The organism is Pseudomonas syringae KCTC 12500 (assembly GCF_000507185.2).
GTDB classification, from domain to species: domain Bacteria; phylum Pseudomonadota; class Gammaproteobacteria; order Pseudomonadales; family Pseudomonadaceae; genus Aquipseudomonas; species Aquipseudomonas syringae.
Genome location: NZ_AYTM02000002.1, coordinates 452,509 through 471,772, shown reverse-complemented (window position 1 = coordinate 471,772; position 19,264 = coordinate 452,509). Strand labels below are relative to the sequence as shown.

The 19,264-nt window shown below is 57.9% G+C and carries 14 protein-coding genes; 7 read left to right on the top strand and 7 right to left on the bottom strand.

Features of this window, described 5'->3' with window-relative positions:
* Positions 1–36: 36 nt before the first annotated feature.
* From V476_RS02620 to pobA, 4 genes are all read right to left on the bottom strand, one after another.
* Positions 37–729, bottom strand: coding sequence for a hypothetical protein (locus V476_RS02620; RefSeq protein WP_024960310.1), 693 nt, complete (start codon positions 727–729; stop codon positions 37–39).
* Positions 726–4,124, bottom strand: a complete 3,399-nt coding sequence (locus tag V476_RS02615; protein WP_024960309.1) for a toxin VasX — start codon at positions 4,122–4,124, stop codon at positions 726–728. Before V476_RS02615 ends, V476_RS02620 begins: the two co-directional genes overlap by 4 nt.
* Positions 4,125–4,429: 305 nt before the next feature.
* Positions 4,430–5,755 carry an MFS transporter gene (locus V476_RS02610; RefSeq protein ID WP_024960308.1) on the bottom strand — a complete coding sequence of 442 codons (1,326 nt, stop codon included), beginning with the start codon at positions 5,753–5,755 and terminating at the stop codon, positions 4,430–4,432.
* A 215-nt stretch (positions 5,756–5,970) separates the two neighbouring features.
* On the bottom strand, positions 5,971–7,155 hold the full coding sequence (gene pobA / locus V476_RS02605) for a 4-hydroxybenzoate 3-monooxygenase (RefSeq protein ID WP_024692621.1): 1,185 nt from the start codon (positions 7,153–7,155) through the stop codon (positions 5,971–5,973).
* Between the two features lie 153 nt (positions 7,156–7,308).
* Between pobA and V476_RS02600 the strand changes: the two genes are divergently transcribed.
* Positions 7,309–8,178, top strand: a complete 870-nt coding sequence (locus V476_RS02600; protein ID WP_024960307.1) for a helix-turn-helix domain-containing protein — start codon at positions 7,309–7,311, stop codon at positions 8,176–8,178.
* Between the two features lie 51 nt (positions 8,179–8,229).
* Here V476_RS02600 and ppnN read toward each other — a convergent pair whose 3' ends face one another.
* Positions 8,230–9,603, bottom strand: a complete 1,374-nt coding sequence (ppnN, locus tag V476_RS02595) for a nucleotide 5'-monophosphate nucleosidase PpnN (RefSeq protein ID WP_003391287.1) — start codon at positions 9,601–9,603, stop codon at positions 8,230–8,232.
* A 451-nt stretch (positions 9,604–10,054) separates the two neighbouring features.
* Here ppnN and V476_RS02590 point away from each other — a divergent pair, with 451 nt between their 5' ends.
* The 3 genes from V476_RS02590 to V476_RS02580 all read left to right on the top strand — a co-directional run bounded on the left by V476_RS02590 (position 10,055) and on the right by V476_RS02580 (position 13,422).
* Positions 10,055–10,729 carry a TIGR04211 family SH3 domain-containing protein gene (locus tag V476_RS02590; protein ID WP_003316760.1) on the top strand — a complete coding sequence of 225 codons (675 nt, stop codon included), beginning with the start codon at positions 10,055–10,057 and terminating at the stop codon, positions 10,727–10,729.
* A gap of 399 nt (positions 10,730–11,128) precedes the next feature.
* Positions 11,129–12,730: a tetratricopeptide repeat-containing response regulator gene (locus tag V476_RS02585; protein WP_024960306.1), complete on the top strand. Its 1,602-nt coding sequence runs from the start codon at positions 11,129–11,131 to the stop codon at positions 12,728–12,730.
* The gene (locus V476_RS02580; RefSeq protein ID WP_024960305.1) at positions 12,727–13,422 is read left to right on the top strand and encodes a sensor histidine kinase; all 696 of its coding nucleotides are present in this window, start codon (positions 12,727–12,729) and stop codon (positions 13,420–13,422) included. The genes V476_RS02585 and V476_RS02580 overlap by 4 nt, the downstream gene beginning before the upstream one ends.
* 63 nt (positions 13,423–13,485) lie before the next feature.
* Here the strand turns inward: V476_RS02580 and V476_RS02575 are convergent, their stop codons facing one another.
* The gene (locus V476_RS02575; RefSeq protein WP_024960304.1) at positions 13,486–14,295 is read right to left on the bottom strand and encodes a glycosyltransferase family 2 protein; all 810 of its coding nucleotides are present in this window, start codon (positions 14,293–14,295) and stop codon (positions 13,486–13,488) included.
* A gap of 235 nt (positions 14,296–14,530) precedes the next feature.
* Here V476_RS02575 and V476_RS02570 point away from each other — a divergent pair, with 235 nt between their 5' ends.
* From V476_RS02570 to V476_RS02560, 3 genes are all read left to right on the top strand, one after another.
* Positions 14,531–15,442, top strand: a complete 912-nt coding sequence (locus tag V476_RS02570) for a methyltransferase domain-containing protein (RefSeq protein WP_032629316.1) — start codon at positions 14,531–14,533, stop codon at positions 15,440–15,442.
* Positions 15,443–15,644: 202 nt separating this feature from the next.
* Entirely contained in the window at positions 15,645–16,886 is a 1,242-nt protein-coding gene (locus V476_RS02565) for a glutamine synthetase family protein (RefSeq protein WP_161780159.1), read from the top strand.
* Between the two features lie 54 nt (positions 16,887–16,940).
* Complete coding sequence (locus tag V476_RS02560; RefSeq protein ID WP_003316767.1) at positions 16,941–18,368, top strand: MFS transporter; 1,428 nt, start codon at positions 16,941–16,943, stop codon at positions 18,366–18,368.
* 67 nt (positions 18,369–18,435) lie between these two features.
* Here V476_RS02560 and V476_RS02555 read toward each other — a convergent pair whose 3' ends face one another.
* Positions 18,436–19,182 (bottom strand): flagellar brake protein, encoded by a 747-nt coding sequence (locus V476_RS02555; RefSeq protein ID WP_003316768.1) that lies wholly within the window; start codon positions 19,180–19,182, stop codon positions 18,436–18,438.
* Between the last annotated feature and the right edge of the window lie 82 nt (positions 19,183–19,264).

Here is a 19,264-nt window from a genome sequence, read left to right as displayed (position 1 = left end):
GGCTTGCAGTGAGTTTCAACTCAAGCCTGAGTTGCATCAGCCCTGATACCAGTGGGTAGCCTTTTCGATGTATTCAACCTTTGCTGGAAGTACCTCGCGCAGGAAGGCGAGGTACTTGTCCATCAACGCCTTGCTGGGAAAGCGCGCGGCAAAGCCGGTGGTGACATCGTCGCAATGGATGATGACCATCAGGCGTTTGTGATCGACCGTGACGAATTCGTGCAGTTGCCATGGGGCGGTTTGTCGATGGTGGACAGGGTTTTCCCAGTTCAGCAGTTTGATGGCGGCGATGAAAGCCATCGCTACCGGACCGACCAGAAAGAGTAACGATCCGGTCAGGATGGCGACGAGTCCGAATACCAGCATGACGAAAATGGCGATGCCTTTGAAGAAGCTTGAGGCGAAGTCGGGGTAGTGGAGGTAATACTCGACCGTGGCTCCATCGGTTTTTAGGTTGTAGTTGAAGATGGTTTTTTGGCGGATGAGCAGGCCTACGAAATAGGCAAGATACCCTACAAGTGCAAGAACTGTGTATACCAAAGAATAAAGGCTATCCGAAAACATTATCCAGCCTCCCCAAATAAAAAGTGAGCTGGCGGTCAGATAGAAGGCGATAAATCCAAGCTGTGTGATCATGATCTCTTTAGGTGACCTCGCCAGCGTTTTGACTTTCCAGTTTAAAATGTCTTTGCCTTTCGGCAGGTCTAAAGCCTTTTCTTGCTGAGTCATATAGGTGTGCCCTCTGCGACTTCCAGGGTAAGGGAACCAGTTCTGCTTGATGCCTTTACCGCGAGTTCCATGGCCGCCAAGCCGTCAATAGAGGTATCGCCTCTTGTGCCAAGCTCCATCTGAAAAAGATAGCTTCTATCGTCCTCGCCGGAATTTATAAGGTCAGATGGATACCAGAGTTGTAGCTCCAGAAAAGTTGCTTCCTTATCAAGCGGCACCCAGGTTTCCCAGATGAGGTCCTCGTTCTCAGGGGGCGTTAGAGGATAGGTGAAGTCTTCACTAGCCTTGGCAGTTGGTTTGTTAGTGAGCATCCCGAACTGCTCGACCTTCCTGAATTTTCCGCGGTTCAGAAACGCTTCATATATTGGGGTATCTATTTTTTCTACAGGTAGCACGCCCCACGGGCGCTTGCTACTTACAATGTTGAAGTGGACAGATTTGCCGCGTAAAAAGTGTGGGAAATACACCTGTACCCCAGCGCCATTTTGCACAGCGATACTCATATAGTCGCCTTTGCCAAGGTAACGATCCTCATAATGCACGGTACTTTTTACATGAACCTGCGGAGATAATTGAATTTCCATCAACGCGCTCACTTCTTCATTCTTACCTTTTGCAGTCTCGTCGTAGCGATAGTCTATGGTTCTTGACCAACAGCACTTACGTAGCCACCAGCCCACACTGTCTTGCTTGAAATAGTTTAGGGTCATCGTGGCAAGGAGATAAATAAAGCCAACTGCCATCAGGGCTACGCTGAACCACGAACTCATCGCAATAATCGTAAAAGTGCTAGCAGGGAAAACGCCTGCTAATAGCTGTGCCGAAGAACCTAAACCCATTAGGAATACAGCAACTCTCTTAATACGGAGTCCGTGTTTTTCATCTGAAGTTTTAGCTGCGTAAAAATCATCCAAAGCGTCAAATAGCTCTAATATAACCGCCGCGATCCCAAACGCCCCCATCGCCACCATCGAACCTCTAAACCCCCTTATCGCATCCCCCCAAACCGCATTACCCCGTGCTTTCCAGTAAGCCGCCGATTTATCGAGAATGCCTATGTTATAGCCGCCAATAGAAAGGGGCTTCGCATCCCTGATAACCGCCCACGGCGCTTCAACAAACACCGCCATCAGCAGGTTAAAGCTGTACCCCAATCCATACGTCACCTTGCCAATATCCTTGGCACTGAAGTCTCCGTCCCGAGTAAGGTCGCGATAGGTGAAAGCGGTGTTGATGAAGTTGAGCATTATCACGCCCCAGGTGACCGAGCCGGCAATCCCTCCCAGTCCATCGAGCCAGCGCCTGGCGGTGCTCAGCCATTCTTTGGTGATGGCTTTGCCGGACTGGAAGTGCAGGCGAATTTCGTCCTGCAACTGCTTGGCGTATTGGTTGTTCTGATAGTCGAGCAGGGCGGGCATGCTCAGTTCGTGCAGGCGAAGTTCTTGCTCGAGCGCGCGCAGGTGACTGGCGATGCTTTTGCGGGGGTTGTAAGCGGTTGGGTAGAGCCAGCTGCGACGGATATCACTGATCTGTTTGTTGAGTACCCGCCATTCGCTGATCCAGTTTTTCAGCTTCGCGAGCATGGTGTGATCGATCGCAATACGCGCCTTCGAGTCGAGCAAAATCTGGCCGATCAATAGCGTGCGAATCAGTGCAACGATGTTCTGCTGCTTGCCCACCGCCAGACGGCTGTCGATGGGCACCCAGGCCAGCAGGAGACTTTCGAACGTCGCTTTGCCTGCGTTGCTGGCCAGTTGGCCGAGGGCTTTGAAGGTGTCCTGAACGGGGTGTTTCAGCGCCTTCATCCACGGCTTGTCGGCAAAGCCCTGATGATTGAGCGTGCCGTTGAGTTCGCCGATGCGGGTGGCCAGGTTGGTGATGTCGCCGAGGCCGTTCAGCAGCGCGTTGGCCTCCTGATGCAGCGCGTGCTTGAGCGCCGGTGAGAAGCCGTAGCGCAAGGTGCCAAACAGGCTGCTGTCGTTGGCTTCCTGCTCGGCGAGCCAGGCGCTGGCGGCGTTGTCCTGAGCGTAAATGATCTGCAGGTTGAGCATGACTGTTTGCAGATACAGCAGGCTTTCTGGGTGGGTGGTGTCGACAAACAGCTTGAGCGGTTCTGTGCCCAGATGGGTCGACCATTGCCGAAAGTCGCTTTGCGTGTCACGCACCTGTTGCAGCAGTGTGTCGCCGGTTGGCAGGTGCTGTTGAAGGTACTGGCGCGCACCGCTCAGATCGACCTCGCGCCGCCATTTTTGGCGATCTTTCCAGGCTTGCAGGGCGTCGTCGGAGGGCGCGCTGCCGTAACGCATTTCAATCGATCTGCGCATCTCCGGGCTTTTGAAAATATCCGGCAGCAACAGCACGCCACCGGGAGCGGTGTTGTTACCGATCTGCTCTTGTTCAAACATGCATTGTTCAAAATAGGCTTCGACGTCGCTCAGGTACTGGTGAGTGAGCGCGGCATTGTCGCGCACCGATGCCGGCAGTTTCTCCGGTTCGCCTTCAGCGCCACATAGCGTGGTGACGGTCTGGGCGATCTGGAGCTTGTGTTCGTGCTCGGCTTGCCAGTTACGATAGGCGGCCTGATCGGCGGCCAGTTGCATGCCCAGATCGTTGAAAATGGCCAGCGGGTCATCAAGGGCAATGAGCAGAGAGCTGTCCTGATCTTCAACGCTGCCCTGCCAGAAAACGTCAGCGCCGATTGGTGAAAACAGCGCCTTACCTTCATCGCTATCCGAAGGCGGGCGAGCAGCAGGAATCGCCGAGTCTGCAAACCGGTCATCTTCAACCACATGCTCCTTGTCGATGTCCGCCACCGCCTCGGCGATACGGTTCAATGGCAAGGTATCCGGCTCGGCCATGGTCATGCAGTAGCGTTTCAGATCCAGCATTTTCATCCATGACGCGCGGCTTGCCGGATTGGAGCGCAGGTGTTCGCAGATTCGCCAGGTCCACTGCTGCGCTGAAAAGGCGATGCGCAGCAGGTTGCTTCGCGGATAGAGCAAGAAGGGTTTGCCATCGTCGGTACCGCTTCGCCGGTCACTGCCGATCTGCGCATCGGTCCAGACAATACGGCTCAGGTTGCCGGTGGCGGCTGACACCGCGTACTCGTGCAACGTCTCTGCCGTTTCGTCATAGACATACACATAGCCGTCATACAGCTGGCGAAGGGTATAGCTGCGTGTTTTCAACTTCGGCATCACCGCCCAGCGGCTGCCCTTGAGTAGCGGTTTCAGCTTCTCGGGAGCGGCATCGTAGCGGGAGCGGTCCAGCGCATAGCGCACCGGCACGATAGCCACGTCAGGTCCTCGGAAGGGACACAGGCTGGTGGCCGTGGCGGGTGTTTTGGCGAACGTTGCAGCACGTCGTTGTGTATGGGTGCCGGATTTGTCGGTCATGCATGGAATCTCTGCGCAGAAACGGGCGATATCGCCCGCTGTATGCAGAGGTGCATTCCAAGATATGTGCCGACTGTCTATTTATCCATAAAAAACAAATAGATAGAGATTTAAAGCAAAGACATCGAGCAAAAAAACGTGAAATAGTGCGCAAACGTCTGCGCACATGCGCTGACTCATACCTGTGTGCTGCAGCGCTTTAAATACGAGCCTTGGTCAGTTTATGCGGGTATCGGGTGCGCAAAAATCTGCGCATCCCGCTTCATGCCAAATACGCAGGATCACGCTGTCTTCGGCCATGGCGATCAGGCGGGGCCTGCCACCTTGACCGCTGACGAACGACTGACCCGCAATGCCACCAGGCTACCAACGATGGTCAGCGCGGCCAGTGCATACAGCGCCAGGGTAGTCGAGCCGGTTTGATCCTTGATCCAGCCCTCCAGGTAAGGGCTGAGAAAGCCTGCCATCTGCCCAATCGAGTTGATCAGCGCCAGCCCGCCTGCGGCAACGCTGGCGCTCAGCAGAGCGGTCGGCAATGGCCAGAACATCGGCAGGCCGGTCAGCGCACCCATGGTGGCGATAGTCAGCCCGATGATGGCTACGATGGGCAGCGTCGCGAAGTTGGCGGCAATGAGCAGGCCGGTCGCGCCCATCAGCATCGGAACCACCAGATGCCAGCGCCGCTCATTGCGCAGGTCGGCAGAGCGGCCGACCAGCAGCATGAACACGCCCGCCATCAGGTACGGCACGGCGCTGATCCAGCCGATTACCAGTGCATCGCTGAAACCGAGGTTCTTGATGATCGACGGCAGCCAGAAATTGATCGCGTAGACGCCGCTTTGAATGCAGAAGTAGATAAAGCCCAGAATCCATATGAACGGCATGCTCAGCACTGAAGCCACCGAGCTTTTGCCGTGTACCGGACGGCTCAGTTCATCATTGGTGATATCGGTCTTGACCCGCTGACGCTGCTCGGGCGTCAGCCAGCGGGCATCCTCGACCTTGTCGCACAGCAGAACGAAGGCCAGCGCACCCAGCGCTACGGTGGGCACGCCCTGAATCAGAAACATCCATTGCCAGCCGGCCATGCCGCCCTGGCCCGCAGCGAAATGATTGAGAATCCATCCGGAAAACGGGCCGCCCAGCAGGCCGGAGACCGGAATCGCCGACATGAACAGTGCCATGATTCGCCCGCGCCGCTGATTCGGATACCAGCGCGAGAGGTATAGCACGATGCCGGGGAAGAAGCCGGCCTCTGCCATACCGGTCAGAAAGCGCAGCACGTAGAACTCGACCGGCGTGGTGACGAACAGCAGGCAGGTCGAGAAGATTCCCCAGGTAATCATCATCAGACCGATCCAGCGACGCGGCCCGAAGCGGTTCAGCGCCAGATTGCTGGGCAGGCCACACAGCACGTAGCCAATGAAGAAGATACCGGCACCGAGGCCATAGACCGTCTCGCTGAAATTCAGGGCATCGAGCATCTGCAGCTTGGCGAAGCCGACGTTCACGCGGTCGAGGTAATTGAACAGGTAACAAATGAAGATAAACGGGATAAGGCGCAGGGTGATGCGACGGTAGACAAGATTGCCTTCAGCGTCGCCCACCTCGTGGGTCGAAACAGGTGTCATGGCGGGTGTTCCTCTGTGCTTGTTGTTTTTATATAGCCCGATAGCTATTGGATGCACGCTTGATCATAGGTGGCCGGTGACGAAAACGCTTTGGGGGTTTGCACGGCGGAAGGGGGCATGCGTTGTGTGATTGCACAACGCAGGTACGCGGGGGAGGTTATGGCTTGTCGCCAACGTCAGTATGCAACGAACATCACAGCGCCGGGGCCAGCGCTCTACTCGACCGCCTCGTACGGCAAGCCCACGTAGTTCTCGGCAATGGTCCTGCGCCCGGCTTCCGAGCCGACGTAGTAGTCCAGTTCGGTCTGCTGGATGCGCTGGCTGAAGGCGTCGGTGTCGGGGAAGTTATGCAGCACCGACGTCATCCACCAGGAGAAACGCTCGGCTTTCCACACCCGGCGCAGGCAGATTTGTGAATACTTCTCCAGCAAGTCAGTGCGGCCTTCCTGATACACCTTGAGCAGGATGCGGTATAGCGTGCTGACATCGCTGGCCGCCAGATTCAGCCCCTTGGCACCGGTTGGCGGGACGATGTGCGCGGCGTCACCGAGCAGGAACAGGCGACCGTACTGCATGGGTTCAACCACAAAGCTGCGCAGCGGCGCGATGCTTTTCTCGATGGACGGCCCGGTGACCAGACGCTCTGCCAGATGCTCGGGCAGGCGGGATTTGAGTTCCTCCCAGAAGCGCTCGTCCGACCAGTCTTCGACCTTCTCGTCGGCACTGACTTGCACGTAATAGCGGGTGCGAATGGCCGAGCGCATGCTGCACAAGGCAAAGCCGCGCGGGTGATTGGCGTAGACCAGCTCTTCGTTGACCGGCGGCGTATCGGCCAGTACGCCGAGCCAGCCGAACGGATAGACGCGTTCGAATACCTTGAGAGCATCAGCGGGAATCGATTGCCGTGACACCCCGTGAAAGCCGTCACAACCGGCAATGTAATCGCAGTCCAGGCGCACGGTCTCGCCGTCTTTCACAAACGTCAGGTACGGACTATCGCTCTTGAGGTCATGCGCTTTGACGTCCGCGGCATCATAGATCGTCATTGCACCGGTCGCTGCGCGTGCGGCCATCAGGTCGCGGGTGACTTCGGTCTGACCGTAGACCATTACCGTCCTGCCATTGGCAAGACTCTTCAGGTCGATGCGCTCGCAGCGACCGGCGAACGCCAGCTCGAAACCGTCATGGATCATGCCCTCTGCGTCCATGCGTTCACTGACGCCCGCTTCACGCAACAGGTCGGTCATACCTTGTTCCAGAACGCCTGCGCGGATGCGCGAAAGGATGTAATCGGGGTCCTTGCGCTCGACGATGACGTTGTCGATGCCGGCACGCTGCAGCAGTTGGCCCAGCAGCAGCCCGGAAGGGCCTGAACCGATAATGGCAACCTTGGTCTTCATGGCGATAGTCCTGTCTTTTGATCCCTGCCAGGTTTAGCCAGCGGGATGTGTTTGTTTTTGTCTCCTGCATTTTTAATGGATGCCGTCTGGATAAGAAGGCAATATCCGCTGCATTATCTGGACTTTTCGAGGGTCCGGACGAGAGAGGACGACATGGCCAGACCTGCCACAGCAGCGATACCGGTGTTCAAGCTCTACGGAGAAACCACGGCCTGGCCCACCCCGGACCTGATCCATTGCGAGTCGATCCCCGAGCGCAGCAGGATTCACGAATGGGAGATCAAGCCGCATCGGCATGGCGATCTGGTCCAGCTGCTTTACGTGCAGTCGGGCAAGGCGATGCTCAAGGTCGAGGACCGGGTCAGCGAGGTCGAGATGCCTGCGCTGCAGGTCGTGCCCGCGCTGAGCGTGCACACCTTCAGGTTTTCCAGAGATATTCAGGGCCATATTCTCAGCCTGGCCAGACCCTTGGTGGAGCAACTCGAGGCTGCGCTCGACGTCTCAGCCCTCAGCACCGCACGGTGTTATGCGCTCGGGGCAGAGAGCGATTATGTGGACACGCTGTTCGATGCCATTGCCAATGAATACCGGCAGCCCAGAGCGGGCCGCGATCTTATGCTGCACTCGCTGGTCAATGTGCTGGCGGTGTGGCTCAGTCGGCGCAGCAGTGAGCATGCCGGCGAAGAGACTCATGCGATGGATCGCGGCCGCGAGCATTTGCAGGTGTTCATGCATCAACTGGAAGCGAGTTTTCGCGAGCACTGGTCGATTGACCAGCATGCTCAGGCGATGGGTATCAGCGCCGCGCACTTGAATGCACTGTGTCGGCGGCTGTGCAATCAGTCGGCCTTGCAGATCATCAGTGAGCGCTTGTTGCTGGAGGCCAAGCGCAACCTGATCTACACCACCCTGACCATCAATCAGGTCTCAGACAGCCTGGGTTTTTCCGAGCCGGCGTATTTTTCGCGCTTCTTCAAGCGCGCTACCGGGCAGTCGCCCAAGGCGTTTCGCCAGCAGAAATAGAAACGGGGTGCTCAAGAGCACCCCGTCGGCTTGCAGCATGCCGTTATGCGGTCAGGTCACGACCTGGTAGCACGGCACATACGCCGCGCCGCCTGGCAGCTTCATGCGGTGCTGATCGACGAAGGCCTGCAACAGCTTGTCCAGCGGGCCCATGATCGATGGGTCGCCGTGGATCTGATAAGGACCATGCTGCTCGATCAGACGAATGCCCTTGTCCTTGACGTTGCCGGCGACGATGCCGGAAAACGCCCGGCGCAGGTTGGCGGCCAGTTCGTGAGTCGGCACATCGTGGTTCAGTTGCAGTCTGGACATGTTCTCGTGGGTCGGATCGAAAGGGTGCTGGAAGCTTTCCTCGATCTTCAGCAGCCAGTTGAAGTGAAACGCGTCGTTACGCTCGCGGCGGAACTGCTTCACTTCCTTCAGGCCCTGCGTCATCTGCCGGGCAACGTCCGCCGGGTTGTCGATGATGATCTGGTAGTGACGCTGCGCCTCTTCACCCAGCGTGGCACCGACAAACGCGTGCAGCTGCTGCAGGTAAGGTTCGGTATTTTTAGGGCCGGTCAGGATTACCGGGAATGGCACGTCCTTGTTGTCTGGATGCATCAGAATACCCAGCAGATACAGGAACTCTTCGGCAGTGCCCGCGCCGCCAGGGAAAATGATAATGCCGTGGCCGACGCGCACGAACGCTTCGAGGCGTTTTTCGATGTCCGGCAGGATGACCAGCTCATTGACGATCGGGTTGGGCGCTTCGGCGGCGATGATGCCCGGTTCGGTCAGGCCCAGGTAGCGACCGCCGACGATGCGCTGCTTGGCGTGCGCGATGGTTGCGCCTTTCATCGGGCCTTTCATCACGCCGGGGCCGCAGCCGGTGCAGATGTCCAGGCTGCGCAGGCCCAGCTCGTGGCCGACTTTCTTGGTGTATTTGTATTCTTCGGTATTGATCGAATGGCCGCCCCAGCACACCACCATCTTCGGCTCGACACCGGCGCGCAGGGTACGAGCGTTGCGCAGCAGGTGGAACACGTAGTCGGTGATGCCCTGGGAATTGCTCAGGTCGATGCGCTGGCTGTCCAGCTCGCTTTCGGTATAAACGATGTCGCGCAAGGCGCTGAACAGCATTTCGCGGGTGCTGGCGATCATCTCGCCGTCGACGAATGCATCGGCCGGCGCGTTGAGCAGCTCCAGGCGAACGCCGCGGTCCTGTTGATGGATGCGGACTTCAAAACTCTCGTACGCTTCAAGAATGGTCTTGGCGTTATCGACGTGGGCGCCGGTATTGAGAATGGCCAGGGCGCACTGGCGAAACAGGGTATAGGTGCTGCCTGACCCGGCCGCGCTGAGCTGCTGCACTTCACGTTGGGACAGGGTTTCAAGGCTGCCTTTCGGGCTTACGGTGGCGTTAATCACTTGTCTTGGGATCATTCTATTTTCCATTAGAGCGATGCAGTCGAGCATCAGGATGGCGAATATCGAGAACATTCGCCCCTGTGGAGCCTTTTCTACAGCACTTGGCCGGGAAAGCAAACGCCGGACCGCAGACGTCCCCTGTTTGAGCCGTTGTGCGTCATCGCAGGATTGAATCGGCAGGCGAATTCTTTTGAAAGCAGGCACTTGCTTCGCTGACCGTGCGGCTGAATTTTGGCGCGGACAACGGGCAATAGTGAACCTGACCCCTTTAACGGAGTCTGTTAGCTGGTGGACTTTCTGGACGGCCTGCATGAAAGGGATCATCAGGTGCTTTTTCAACGCGCCTGATAGGCAGACATTCCGTCCGGGCAGGAGTTGCAAAACCGTTGATCACTTGCCGCTCCCATCCTTAGCCGGCCCGTTAAACGAGGCTTTATTTTCATTTCAGATAAAGATAATTATCGCCATGTCTCGTCATTTTTCCGCACTTCTTTCCCGAGCCCCTGGCCTGTTCGCCGTTTCGCGTCGCTTGCTCGGCGCAGGCCTGGTCGGCGCTGCATTGACCGTTGTCATGCCTGGCAGCGCACAGGCCGCAGGCAGCGATCGCTGGGTCAGCGACAGCCTCACCACCTATGTACGCAGCGGACCAACCGATGATCACCGGATCGTGGGGACGCTGAAATCCGGGCAGAAGGTCGAGCTGCTCAGCGCTTCGGGCAAGTTCAGCCAGGTGCGTGGCGAAGGCGGTTCCACGGTGTGGATTCCGAGCAGCGACTTGCAGGAAGTCCCTGGGCAGGCCGAGCGTGTGCCACAGCTGACTCAGCAGGTCGCCGATCTGACCGAGCAACTGGCGGGCATCGACAATACCTGGAAGACCCGCGTGCAGGGTATGCAGGAAACGCTGGACGCGCGCAAGAAACTGGTCGACGAACTGGAGGCGCGCACCAAGACCCTCAACGATCAACTGGCCGACTCTCAGGCTGAATTGCGTGCGACTCAGGCGCGACTTGGCGATGAGAACAAGCAGGTGATGATGCGTTACATGGTCTACGGCGGCAGCATTGCCGGTGCCGGCTTGCTGGTCGGCCTGATCCTTCCGGCGTTGACCAAGGGCCGCAAGAAGAACGACGGCTGGGTGTAAACCGCCTGGACCACCTCACATGCCAGCGCCCCGCGCTGGCATGCTGTCCACCACGTTGTGCGTTATATCGAGTGCGCAGCCGATGTGTGACGGACCTCTCCGAAAATGCCTTTACCCCGTCTTAATCAAGATCCAGCCCACACTCTTTATGTCTGCCTGGCATAGGGTTCGTGTGCGAAGTTGATGTTCGTTCTACAGTTTCTGCGTGGATGGTCGAAAAACTGAGTGTTGCCCTCAACCTCGCGCTTTGATGCGCGGGGAGGGGTCATGGCAAGTTGTGTTATGGCTCTTTGCCATCAGTTATTATGTGCGTCCTGAAAAATGGGCTGCCGAGTCGGGTCTGAATGATGTTCAGGCCGCGGATCTCATATTTTCACCCTCTCCTGTGCAGGAATCCGGATGCTGGCGTACAACCAAAAAAGCTTTCTTATCGTTGATGATTTCTCTGACTTTCGCAGTTCAGTGAGATCGATGCTGCGTGAACTGGGCGTCAAGGAAGTGGACACCGCCGACTCCGGCGAGCAGGCTCTGCGCATGTGCTCGCAAAAGCGTTATGACTTCGTGCTGCACGATTTCAACCTGGGTGATGGCCGCAAGAACGGCCAGCAGGTGCTGGAAGACCTGATGATCGAGCGCCTGCTGAGTTACGAAAGCGTATTCATCATGGTCACTGCCGAAAACAGTCAGGCGATGGTCATGAGTGCGCTCGAGTGGGAGCCGGATGGTTACCTGACCAAGCCGTTCAACCGCGCCGGGCTGGCCCAGCGGCTGGAAAAGCTGGTGCAGCGCAAGACCTTGCTCAAGCCGATTCTGCAGGCCCTCGACCGTCGCAAACCGGCCGAGGTGCTGGCCGCGTGTGACAAGCTGATCGAGCAGGACCCGCGTTATGCGCCGTTGTGCCTGCGCTACAAGGCCGATGCCTTGCGTGACCTGAAGCAGAACGAGCCCCTGGAAGCGTTCCTCAAGACCATTCTGGCTGATCGGGCCACGCCGTGGGCCTACGGCGCATTGGGCAGCCTGCTGCTCAAGCGCGGCAAGACCGCCGAGGCGCAGGCTATCTACGAACAGGCAATCAAGGCATTTCCGACCATGCCTGCGCTGTTCGATGGCCTGGCTGATGTGCTGGTCGCGCTTGGCGATGGCAAGCGCGCGCAGTCTGTGCTGGAAAGCGCAGTGCGCCTGTCGCCGCTGGCGGTGCGTCGGCAGAAGCTGCTGGGCAAGCTGGCACTCGGCAACGATGACTTCGAAAGTGCTTCCAAGGCCTATCGCCAGGCCGTCTCCCAAGGTCAGCATTCGCGTTTCAAGGATCCGGAAACCAACCTCGGGTTGGCGCATGCGTTGATCAGCAAAGGTGGCGATCAGGGGCTCGATGCGCGTACCCGTGTCGAGATCAACAACGCCCTCGTCGATGTCGCCAAGGAGCATGGTGATGACGAGGGGCTGCAAGTACGTACCCGGCTAATGAAGGCGGCCAGCCTGCAGCATTCGGACCCCGAAGCCGCAGCCAAGCTCACCGAGCAGGCAATGGCCAGGCTGGATGGCATGGAGCAGGTGCTCAGTGCCGACGCCGCACTGATGGTGGCTGCGCAACTGAAGAAACTCGGTCAGGAAGAGGCCGGTGCCGGCGTCTTGAAGAGTTGTGCCGGGGCCTACGGCGACGATCCTGCAGTGATGAAAAGCATTGCCAGCATGACCGATGATCCGGCGATTCTGGGGGCCAGCAAGGCGGCTGTCGATTTCAACCTGCAAGGCGTGCGCAGTTACAAGGCCGGCAACCTCACCGAAGCACAAGCGTTTTTTCGCAGTGCGCTTGGCTTGCAGCCAAAGAACATCAGTATTGCGCTGAATATGGTGCAGTCGCTGCTTCACCCTGGCCAGAATCTGGGCCAGGCCGGAATTGACGAGTGTCGTGCCAGCCTGACCATGCTTGGCAAGATCCCGGAAAGCGATCCACGCTATGAGCGCTACCATAAACTCAGGGAGAGGGCGTTTAGCGCATGAATGAAGAGACAGAGCAGGGCCTCGATTTTTCCATGGTGATCGCCTCCACGGTGCACGACATGAAGAACTCGCTGGCGACCCTGACCCAGGCACACAGCCAGTGGCAGGCGAAGCTTTCGGTCCAGCAGCGCGAAACGTCCGAGCATGGCATCATCGACTATGAATTTGCCAACCTCAACGGCATGCTCGTGCAGTTGCTCGGCCTCTACAAGCTGGGTGTCAACCAGATGCCATTGCGTCCGGACTACCACGAACTGGACGATTTCATCGAAGCGCAACTCGCCCATCATCAGGACGTGCTGGCCAGCCGCGGGATTGCCGCGCGTCATGCGATCGACGTGGCGAGTCCCCTGGGCTTTTTCGACCGCGAACTGATCGGCTCGGTGGTGGGCAATATCATCGTCAACGCCATCGGTTTTGCCCGCGAGCAGATCGTTGTCAGTGTCGGCGATGAAGGCGGGCAGCTGAAAATCACCATCAATGACGACGGCCCCGGCTACCCGGCGTATCTGATCGAGCGCCAGACCGACTATGTGCAGGGCATCAACCAGGGCAGCGGCAGTACCGGCCTGGGCTTGTACTTCGCTGCACACATTGCCCGGCTGCATATACGCAACGGCATGCGCGGGCGCATTGAAATCGCCAACGGCGGCGTGCTGGGCGGGGCAATGTTCAGTATGACCCTGCCCTGAGGCAGCGGCCTTGCAACGAGGGCCCCGCAACGCCTTGTCAGGATTGCGGGGCGGGCTCGGCGCTTAGATATTCAATCCGAAGTTCTGTTTGATACTGTTCAGGCTGTCCATCAGTTCCTGATCAGACGCCAACGGATGTTTGACCGGTTCGCAGCCGTGCTTGAGCGTGAAGTGTTCAATGGCTGCGAGGGCGTTTTTGCGGTGTAGGGTATCGGACGAAATCGTTGAGCCCTCGAGCGTCCAGGGCTCGTCCCCCAGATACAGCTGCGAATTATCGATGTCGGCGAAAAACCAGAAAGGTGGGTGCATGTTCTGGTTGATGATGGCCAGTGTGTGATCAACGTGTTCAAAGGCGTTGTGATACGTCTCGTCCATCAGGCCGGCGGCTTCCAGGCTGCGTCTGGAATAGTAGGAAAACGCACCGACGCAATGGCGGTACAAGGGTAGGTTGATGCCATTGCCGTAGTCAATCCGGTACACCGCGTTGGCCTCGCCGGACGGCGTCTTGTTCATCAGACCATGCTGGCTGTAATTGAGGTGCTGAATGCCGGTCAGCGTCGAGGTCAGAATATAAAGCTCGAAGACTTCCGGGCTTTTTATATAGATGTCGTCTTCGATCAGGAACAGGTGTTCACACCCGGCGTCCATGAGTCGCGACAAAGCTCTGTTCTTGGATTTTCCAACGCCGAGGTTGGTCTCGTTGTTGAAGAAGACCTCGCTGTCATACGCGGAAAACTCCGGGTACACCTCGCCGTCATTGACGATGACAACGCAGTCGATGATCTCGGCAGGCAGGGAATCGTAAAGCTTTTTCAGCAGCGCAGGACGGTTGTAGGTGACGATTCCGCAGCCAACCTTTTGACCATTGATCATGGTGATCCTCTGTTCTCTCGGGCGTTAGCGTGATTGTTGTTGATTGGCGTCGCCGCTCGGCGGGCAGTTCAAGCCCGCGCTGACGTAAATCGATGTATGTACGCGGTGGATTGCAATATTTGCGCCAATTGCTGGCACGCCAAAGGCCTGGAGCGGTGCTGGTTAAAGTTTTAGCGGACACCGCCGAAATCGTTGAAAGGCTGTATTCGATATCACGATGAGCGGTGGGTGGGTGATGCTGTTAGCTAAAAAGTACTGCCAGGGGCATGGTATAGAGTTGGGCGCCGCGGCTCACAACGCGTTCAATCTTGCCCATTGCCTGAACGTTGCGCCGTGCAACGGTGTGGATTTTCTGCACCCTCGCGACATGGAAGACTATCAGCAGTACTTCGTCGAGCAGATGAAAGTGTCGGGCGACGTTTCAAAGGTCGACATGCTGGGCGATTTTCAATGCATCCATACGGCAGACTCGTCGGTTGACTATCTGATCAGTTCGCACGTCATCGAGCACGTCCCCAACCTGCTTTCTGCCTACGTCGAATCCTTCAGAGTGCTGAAGAACGGCGGGGTATTCTTCTGCATCTTTCCCAAGCGCACCGCAGCCAAGACTGATCGGGCGCGTCGTTTGACGACGCTGGCGCAGATAATCGAGGACTATGAAAACAAGGTCGACATGACCACCGTCACTGAAGGCGAGTGGCGCGGTCACTATCAGGTCTTTTCCCTGCAAAGTATGCTCCGCGCGGTCAATTACGTTAACTCGTCAGGCCTGGGTTGCTGGTACATCGAGTGCGTCGAAGAAACCGATTCGAAAGTAGGCAACGGCCACACCGTCGTGCTGCGCAAAGTGGAGGGCTTGTCTGCCGAAAAGTGGCAGGACGTCGGCGACTTCAACACGCAGTTCAACCAATTGTTGATGGTGGGCAAGCTCGAGAACGCGCTGACGCTGACCAAGATTATGCTGTCATTCAATTTTTTCGATGCCACCAGGCTGCACCTCGCCGGTGCCCTGAGTCGTCAATTGGGTAATGTGGCCGAAGGCGTCGAATTCCTGCGCCAGGCCCTCGTGGTCGACCCGGAAAACGAAGACTACCGAAAAGAGTTCATCGAAGTGACCGGGACACCTTTCCACAACCCGGTTCTCTGACGCGTTGAGCGGCAGGCCTACAGCCTGAAGCGCGGTGCTTGAAGATTGCAGCCTGAAGGTTGAAGCTTGGCGTTTGCTGCTCAACTAAAAGGACTGACCCATGACACGCAATGAACCCCATTCGCAGAAAGAAATGCTGATGGGCATTGATGAAGTGGAGTGTGTAACCCCGGATTTGAACGGTGTGCCGCGCGGCAAGGTGATGACGGCTGAAGGTTTTCTCGAAGGTCGCCGTTTGCAGTTGGCGCGCGGCGTGTTGCTGCAATGCATCATGGGCGGCTATCCGCCGGCGCGCTTTTACGGCAGTGACGACGGCGATCTGGCTCTGATCAGTGATCCACAGCAGCTCCACCGTCTGCCCTGGAGCACGTCGCCGCGTGCCCTGGCCATTTGTGATGCGCAGGACCTCGATGGCCAGCCCTGCATGCTCTCCACCCGTAATCAGCTCAAGGCGGTTATCGCCCGTTACGCTGCGCAGGACCTGGTGCCAGTGGTGGCCACCGAACTTGAGTTTTTTATCTTCGCGCCCAATCCCGAGCCGCTTTATCCGTTTGAGCCGCCGACTGGGCTGGACGGGCGACGCGAACAGGGGCACTCGGCATTCAGTGTCAGCTCCAACAACGGTTTGCGGCCTTTTTTTGCCGAGGTGTATGCCTGTATGGCCGCGCTGAGCCTGCCACGTGACACCGTGATGCACGAGATGGGGGTCAGTCAGTTCGAGATCAACCTGCTGCATGGCGATCCGCTGCTGCTGGCCGATCAGACTTTTCTGTTCAAGCACTTGCTCAAGGAGGTTGCGCTCAAGCACGGGCTCATCGTGGTGTGCATGGCCAAACCGCTGGCCCATACGGCGGGCAGTTCGATGCATATTCATCAGAGCGTAGTGGCAGCAGAGACCGCAGTGAACGTCTTCAGTGATGCGCAGGGTGAGCCGACTGACGCGTTTCGTCATTTTATTGCTGGCCAGCAAGCCTGCATGGCGGACTTCACCGCGCTGTTCGCGCCCAATGTGAATTCCTACCAGCGCCTGTGCCATCCTTATGCGTCACCCAATAACGCCTGCTGGTCCTACGACAATCGCGCTGCCGGATTACGCATTCCGTCGAGTGCAGCGGCGGCCAGAAGGGTGGAAAATCGTCTGCCGGGCGCTGACGCCAATCCTTATCTGGCTATTGCCGCAAGTCTGGCGGCCGGGCTGCATGGCATCGAGCAACGACTGCAACCGACGCCGCCGCTGCAGGGCGAACTGGAGGTGCCGGAAGAATTGTTATTGCCGTGTACCTTGCACGCTGCTCTGGAGCGTCTGAAAAGCAGTCAGTTGGCCAAGGAACTGTTTGGTCATGAATTCATCGAAGGCTACATCGCGTCGAAGACCCTGGAACTGACCAGTTTTTTTGACGAGATAACCCCCTGGGAACGGCGCGTGCTGGCTGCTCAGGTTTAAGAATCGCAGTGTCGGGCTCGCCCAGTCGGGCGACTCCCTATTTTTGGAAAGTTGATGCGCCAAATCTGGAAGTCCTTTCGAGCGCTTTATTTTGCCTCGTTGATGATGTTGATCGGCTCGGGTCTGCTGAGCACTTATCTGGCCCTGCGCCTGGCCGCCGATCAGGTTGACAGCCTGTGGGTGGGTGCGTTGATGGCTGCCAACTATTTCGGTCTGGTACTGGGCGGCAAGATCGGTCACCGCCTGATCGGCCGTGTCGGGCATATTCGCGCCTACGCCACCTGTGCCGGCATCGTCGGTGCGGCAGTGCTCGGGCATGGCCTGATCAGCTGGTTGCCAGCCTGGCTGGTGCTGAGGGTGATCGTCGGTCTGGGCATGATGTGCCAATACATGGTCATCGAGAGCTGGCTGAACGAGCAGGCGGCTGCCAAACAGCGCGGCATGGTCTTCAGCGGCTACATGATTGCGTCCTACCTGGGGTTGGTGCTGGGTCAGTTGGTGCTGGTGGTTCACCCGCAACTGGGGCCTGAACTGCTGATGCTGGTGGCGATGTGTTTCGCTCTGTGTCTGGTGCCCGTCGCCATGACCCGGGCGATTCACCCGGCACCGCTGCATCCGGCGCCACTGGAGCCGCGCTTCTTCATGAAGCGTGTGCCGCAGTCGCTGACGGCGGTACTGGGCGCCGGTCTGATCATCGGTTCGTTCTATGGTCTGGCACCGGTCTACGCCGCCGAGCAGGGTCTGTCCACCGAGCAGGTCGGTCTGTTCATGGGCTGCTGCATTCTGGCCGGTTTTCTGGTGCAGTGGCCGTTGGGCCTGCTGTCCGACCGCTATGACCGCTCCGTACTGATGCGTATCTTTGCCGCCGCGTTGGTGGTGGCGTCGTTACCGCTGGCGGTGTTCCCCAGCGTGCCGGTCGAGGTGCTGTTCGGTGTCGGTTTTCTGGCTTCGCTGATGCAGTTCTGCCTTTATCCGCTGGCAGTGGCCTTCGCCAATGACCACGTCGAGGCCGAGCGCCGAGTGTCGCTGACGGCCATGTTGCTCATGACCTACGGCATCGGCGCCAGTATCGGTCCGCTGGCTGCGGGTGTGGTGATGAAGCTGTTTGGCGGGCACATGCTGTATGCGTTCGTGTGTGGCGCTGGTGTGATTCTGGTACTGCTGATCAGGCCAAAGGCGGTCACTCACCTGCACCAGGTCGAAAACGCACCGCTGCACCACGTTGCGATGCCGGACAGTATGTCCAGTTCACCACTGGTGGTTGCACTTGACCCGCGTGTCGACGAGCAGGTGGTTCAGGAACAGATGCAGGCAACCGTTGAGCCGGAGCCGGAGCCGGAGCCGGATTCCGAGGTCGTGTCCGAAGCAGAGGTCGATACGGAAAGCGAGGTTCTGGTTCAGGCCGAGCCGGCTGCCGAGGCGGAAACGGCTGAAGCCGATGAGCATGAACGCGAGCGTGAAAGCGAGACCTGGAAGGCCTGACGAGTAGCGCAGGGCAGTTCACGATTGCGGCAGCAATGCCGCAATCGTTGGGCGATTCAGATGAGTGTCAGAAGTCGTCGTCTTTGTCGAAGCGTCGTGCTTCTCGCTGTAACTGATAGACGAAACGTTCGACCTGACGCTGCACCAGCCCACTCATGTTGTGGAAGCGCACGCCGGCAAAGGTAGTGTTGATTCTTTCTTCGAAATGCAGATGGCGTAACTCGACAGGCGCTGTCATGGCGCCGAAAGGCAGCTTGGCAACGAAGCGTTCGTATACCTGGCCCAATTGCATGCGATCGGACACGTCGCCCTCGAAGCGCAACTTGCAACCGGTAGCAGAAATATCCAGCAGCTTGCCGGCCAGCGTAAATTTCAGGCGGTCACCGCCGATTTCGACGTCGACCAGTTGCGCCAGCTTCAGCGCGGCCCGGAATGCGTTGCGGCGCTGGTGATAAACCACTTCCTCAGGCATCGGGCCGCGGTACATGCGTTGACCGTCGGTGCTGAGGATGTCCATTTGCGCAGTACTTTCCCAGGCAATCCGCACCCCGTCGTGAAAGCCTTCGACACGGAAGGATTCGCCGTTGCTCAGAAAGCGTTCGCCATCGCGGGGGATCATTTCGTCGAGGGCCATGACGTTGTTGTCGCGGTCGACTTCAAGCATATAGCTCTGAAAGCGCTGGGGGCGCTCATGAAAGGTAATGATCAGAGGATCATGACTCTCGAGTAGCAGCCGCAGGTTAGCGGCAATTTCCAAAGGTGTATTGAGAACCTTCGGGGGCTGCGGAGCATCGTCCGCGCTTGAGCCATTCACGTTCTTGAATCTCCAGGCAAAATACTACGGCAACGCAACATCAGGCATTCTGCCACCATGCACGAAACCTTGATACAGGAAG

Coding starts and splice junctions, on each gene's coding strand:
- V476_RS02620 (WP_024960310.1), bottom strand. CDS start 729: ATGACTCAGCAAGAAAAGGCTTTAGACCTGCCGAAAGGCAAAGACATT.
- V476_RS02615 (WP_024960309.1), bottom strand. CDS start 4,124: ATGACCGACAAATCCGGCACCCATACACAACGACGTGCTGCAACGTTC.
- V476_RS02610 (WP_024960308.1), bottom strand. CDS start 5,755: ATGACACCTGTTTCGACCCACGAGGTGGGCGACGCTGAAGGCAATCTT.
- pobA (WP_024692621.1), bottom strand. CDS start 7,155: ATGAAGACCAAGGTTGCCATTATCGGTTCAGGCCCTTCCGGGCTGCTG.
- V476_RS02600 (WP_024960307.1), top strand. CDS start 7,309: ATGGCCAGACCTGCCACAGCAGCGATACCGGTGTTCAAGCTCTACGGA.
- ppnN (WP_003391287.1), bottom strand. CDS start 9,603: ATGATCCCAAGACAAGTGATTAACGCCACCGTAAGCCCGAAAGGCAGC.
- V476_RS02590 (WP_003316760.1), top strand. CDS start 10,055: ATGTCTCGTCATTTTTCCGCACTTCTTTCCCGAGCCCCTGGCCTGTTC.
- V476_RS02585 (WP_024960306.1), top strand. CDS start 11,129: ATGCTGGCGTACAACCAAAAAAGCTTTCTTATCGTTGATGATTTCTCT.
- V476_RS02580 (WP_024960305.1), top strand. CDS start 12,727: ATGAATGAAGAGACAGAGCAGGGCCTCGATTTTTCCATGGTGATCGCC.
- V476_RS02575 (WP_024960304.1), bottom strand. CDS start 14,295: ATGATCAATGGTCAAAAGGTTGGCTGCGGAATCGTCACCTACAACCGT.
- V476_RS02570 (WP_032629316.1), top strand. CDS start 14,531: ATGCTGTTAGCTAAAAAGTACTGCCAGGGGCATGGTATAGAGTTGGGC.
- V476_RS02565 (WP_161780159.1), top strand. CDS start 15,645: ATGACGGCTGAAGGTTTTCTCGAAGGTCGCCGTTTGCAGTTGGCGCGC.
- V476_RS02560 (WP_003316767.1), top strand. CDS start 16,941: ATGCGCCAAATCTGGAAGTCCTTTCGAGCGCTTTATTTTGCCTCGTTG.